The organism is Candidatus Synechococcus spongiarum (assembly GCF_900047545.1).
Classification (GTDB): Bacteria; Cyanobacteriota; Cyanobacteriia; order PCC-6307; family Cyanobiaceae; genus Synechococcus_B; species Synechococcus_B spongiarum_C.
Genome location: NZ_FITM01000082.1, coordinates 1 through 2,421, shown reverse-complemented (window position 1 = coordinate 2,421; position 2,421 = coordinate 1). Strand labels below are relative to the sequence as shown.

4 protein-coding genes are annotated in these 2,421 nt (G+C 58.8%); 2 read left to right on the top strand and 2 right to left on the bottom strand.

Features of this window, described 5'->3' with window-relative positions; all coding sequences use genetic code 11:
* Positions 1 to 79: 79 nt before the first annotated feature.
* Both FLM9_RS03275 and FLM9_RS03270 read right to left on the bottom strand, forming a co-directional pair.
* Positions 80 to 457 carry a PIN domain-containing protein gene (locus FLM9_RS03275; RefSeq protein ID WP_368794370.1) on the bottom strand — a complete coding sequence of 126 codons (378 nt, stop codon included), beginning with the start codon at positions 455 to 457 and terminating at the stop codon, positions 80 to 82.
* 45 nt (positions 458 to 502) lie between these two features.
* The gene (locus FLM9_RS03270) at positions 503 to 805 is read right to left on the bottom strand and encodes a hypothetical protein (RefSeq protein ID WP_074457244.1); all 303 of its coding nucleotides are present in this window, start codon (positions 803 to 805) and stop codon (positions 503 to 505) included.
* A 177-nt stretch (positions 806 to 982) separates the two neighbouring features.
* Here FLM9_RS03270 and dnaJ point away from each other — a divergent pair, with 177 nt between their 5' ends.
* Both dnaJ and FLM9_RS03260 read left to right on the top strand, forming a co-directional pair.
* Positions 983 to 2,119 carry a molecular chaperone DnaJ gene (dnaJ, locus tag FLM9_RS03265; protein WP_074457243.1) on the top strand — a complete coding sequence of 379 codons (1,137 nt, stop codon included), beginning with the start codon at positions 983 to 985 and terminating at the stop codon, positions 2,117 to 2,119.
* Positions 2,120 to 2,137: 18 nt separating this feature from the next.
* A complete protein-coding gene (locus tag FLM9_RS03260) occupies positions 2,138 to 2,371 on the top strand; it encodes a sulfurtransferase TusA family protein (protein WP_074457242.1) in 234 nt (77 codons plus the stop codon).
* The last annotated feature ends 50 nt before the right edge of the window (positions 2,372 to 2,421 follow it).

Here is a 2,421-nt window from a genome sequence, read left to right as displayed (position 1 = left end):
TAACCCCGTTGGCGGGCTCCTGGGCTGGCTTGGCCTGGCCCAATTGCTCAGGTTGCACTGGCACTTGACTACGCCTTGGCTAATCTCGAATCTGAATGACCCTAATGGCCACATCGACTTTGCTCCACTCTTTGTCAGCGGTGACGACAGGAATTCTGAGTCTCTGACCGAGAGCAAGGCAAAACCGATCCGCCAGCGACAGTGGGGTGCCTTGGCGCCACAGCTCTGCTGCCCGTTGCCCGTCCTCAATGGTGACCTGCTCAACTTTGAGGGGATAGGTCGTGAGAAAGCTTTGTAAAAACCGTGCCGAGAAAGGGCTCTGGGCTTTTCTGACGAACTTTTTGAACCACCTCTGACCAGTTGACGCTGCTGGTGAAACAATCTGTATTTTTGAGGAAATCATCCACCCTGTTGCTCCCTGCTTCACTGAAAATGAAGGCAAGAAGAGCCGATGCATCAAGGACGACTCCTTTCGTTGTAATCGGTAATGATCTTTCCCAAGTCATGCGGCGGTCCCCTTCGCTGCAGCGCGACGCTCCATTAAAAGTTCATCAACAACACTATGATGCTGAGGCAAGTTGTTGAGCATCAAGGCTCGCATTTTCTTGAACTCCTCATCCGTGGTGGGAATGGAAGCAATCTCCATCTGAGGCGCTTCTTTTGCTTGAGAGGCGTCTCCAGAGGTATCGATGTCCCCAACAAGGAGCCTTACAGGAACTGTGTGGGGAGAGGCATCTCCTCTGGGGAGGATTAGGAGAAATGGAAGCACGGAGGAGAAGACCAGTGCTCTGAGGTGACGGGTCATGGCGGTGGATAGGTGGTGAGGGCTACTGGCTGCTCCAGAACTCACTCCTGGCTTGGAGCAGCGATTAAACGCCAGCAGATTCTCTCCTGGAATGACGAGGATCAACTGCCTTAGCGGTCAGGACCGGCATCTCCGTAAGCTGTGGATACAAACTCCTCTCACAGTAAAGCCCTCTGCATGGCCGACTACTACAACCTTTTGAACGTCAGCAGGGACACCGACCCGGACACCCTTAAGCGCTCCTACCGGCGGCTGGCCCGCCAGTACCACCCGGACGTCAACAGTGAGCCGGGGGCGGAGGAACGATTCAAGGAGATTGGCCGGGCCTACGAGGTGCTCAGTGATCCGGAACAACGGGCCCGCTATGACCAGTTTGGTGAAGCGGGGGTGAGCGGAGCGGCCGGTGGCATGCCTGACATGGGTGATATGGGGGGCGTTGCCGACCTCTTTGAAAGCTTTTTCGGTGGCGGGGCGGCAACCGGCAGGGGATCACAGCGTCGACAAGGGCCAACCCAAGGGGACCACCTTCGCCTGGACCTGACCATTTCCCTCCGCGAGGCCGTTTTTGGCACCACCCGGGAAGTGACGATTCGCCACCTGGAGACCTGCTCTACGTGCTCAGGTAACGGTCTCAAACCTGGCAGACGTCTGACCACCTGCCCCACCTGTCGGGGTCAGGGTCAGGTTCGTCGCACCAGCCGCACACCCTTTGGCGTGATTTCCCAGGTGACTACCTGTCCCGCTTGTGGCGGCAGGGGGCAATTGATCAAGCCGGAGGATCGCTGTGGCGCCTGCAACGGCCAAGGCGCCACCCAGGTGCTTAAAAAACTCCGCATCACCATTCCCCGCGGCGTGGAGTCCGACCAGCAGCTTCGGGTTGCTGGCGAGGGGAACGCGGGAGAGCGGGGTGGCCCGGCTGGAGACCTGTTTGTGCAATTACAGGTGGGGTCTGATCCCAGGTTCCAGCGGGAAGGGACCACCATCCTCTCCACCACTGAGGTGAGCTATCTGCAAGCCATTCTTGGCGACACCATCACGGTGGCCACCGTGGAAGGCGATCAGTCCATCGAGTTACCGGCCGGCACCCAGCCGGGCGAAGTTCTCACCCTGCCAGGCCTTGGTGTGCCCAAGCTGGGCAACCCTGTGGCACGGGGTGACCATCTGCTGACCGTCAAGGTGAGACTTCCCAAGGGCAGGTTTTCCCTCAAGGAGAGGGACATTCCCAGCGGTCTCTCGCCGGAAGGCCGGTCCTTGCTCAAGCAGTTGGACAAAAAAGCGCAGGGGAACCCCAGCAGACTGGGGGGCTTTCTCTAAGCTCCGTTCGCGAAGACCATGGACAACACCATTGGCTTGGACCTGCGGGGTGTTCCCTGTCCTCTGAATGCTATTCGATGCCAGTTGGCGCTTGAGAAGTTGGCGGTGGGTGAAGGGCTGCGGGTCAAGCTGGACTGCGGTGAACCCCTGGAGAGTGTGGTGAATCAGTTTCTCGCCGCCGGACAGCAGGTGGACGTGGAGGCCAGTTCTGCCCAGGAGGCAACAGTCCTGATCACCCGCCTCTCCCCCTAGGCACAGGACTCATAACCAGAAGATGCCAGAAGATGGGAGTGGCGGCGAGG

What these genes read in the sequence shown, in the direction of transcription:
- FLM9_RS03275 (WP_368794370.1), bottom strand. Translation starts at nt 457, where the DNA reads ATGCATCGGCTCTTCTTGCCTTCATTTTCAGTGAAGCAGGGAGCAACA.
- FLM9_RS03270 (WP_074457244.1), bottom strand. Translation starts at nt 805, where the DNA reads ATGACCCGTCACCTCAGAGCACTGGTCTTCTCCTCCGTGCTTCCATTT.
- dnaJ (WP_074457243.1), top strand. Translation starts at nt 983, where the DNA reads ATGGCCGACTACTACAACCTTTTGAACGTCAGCAGGGACACCGACCCG.
- FLM9_RS03260 (WP_074457242.1), top strand. Translation starts at nt 2,138, where the DNA reads ATGGACAACACCATTGGCTTGGACCTGCGGGGTGTTCCCTGTCCTCTG.